The sequence below is a fragment of the Achromobacter sp. GbtcB20 genome (assembly GCF_019091095.1).
In the GTDB taxonomy this organism is placed as follows: Bacteria; Pseudomonadota; Gammaproteobacteria; order Burkholderiales; family Burkholderiaceae_B; genus Achromobacter; species Achromobacter mucicolens.
On the sequence record NZ_JAGXJZ010000081.1, the window covers coordinates 1 to 823 of the forward strand.

Below are 823 nucleotides of genomic sequence, written 5' to 3' on the forward strand. Positions count from 1 at the left end.
GGCACGGCGCATCGCCGGCCAGCACCACATGCAGATCGTGGTTGGTGGGCGCCCACCGCCGCGCGTCGCTTCCGCTGGCGATGACGACGCTGGGCGTGCGCACTGCCGCGGCGATGTGCGACACCCCAGTGTCGTTGCACAGCAGGAGCCGACTCGACTCGACCAGCGCGGCCAGGCTACCCAGCGTGGTCTTGCCGCATAGGTCCGGCAGATTGCGTCCCGACAGGCGTCTCAGCTCATCCGCGAGTGACCGCTCAGCCGCCGTTCCGGTCAGCGCCACCTGCCACCCCTGAAGCAGCAAGGCTGTCGCCGTGCGGCCATAGCGCTCCAGCGGCCACCGGCGCGATGGCAGGCGCGCGCCGACGTGCATGAGCACCAGGCGGGCAGCATCCAGCGAATGGACCTTCAGCAGGTCTTCGGCAGCGCGCCGGTCTTCCACCGTGCACGGGAATTCGAGCTTGTCGTCGTCAGCCGGCACGCCAAGATGCCGGAGCAGCGCCAGGTATCGATGCGGCTCGGGCAAGTCGTCCGGCCAGGGCATCCACTGTCCCGGAACGCCCTCTTCTGCCTGCGACACAAAGCCGCCGCAGCGCCTGGCGCCCAGTTGCCCGACGATGGGATTGCTTTGCGCGCCGCTGCCGTGCATCTGCAGCGCCACGTCAAACTGCGCGTCGCGCACCCGCGCATAGAAATCCGGCAGCCCCTCTTCGCGGGCAGGCTGCTCGGGAAACGCCTCGATGCCCGGAAACTCGATCAGCTCGTCCACGTAGCAGGCAAACCTGCCGACAAACTCGCGCGCGTTGGCAAGACCGATCAGGGCGAT

The 823-nt window shown here is 68.5% G+C and carries 1 protein-coding gene; it reads right to left on the reverse strand.

The window, feature by feature from the left end; genetic code table 11:
- A partial coding sequence (locus KVT32_RS27855) for a glycosyltransferase family 9 protein (protein WP_217619170.1) occupies positions 1–823 on the reverse strand: 823 nt, incomplete at both ends.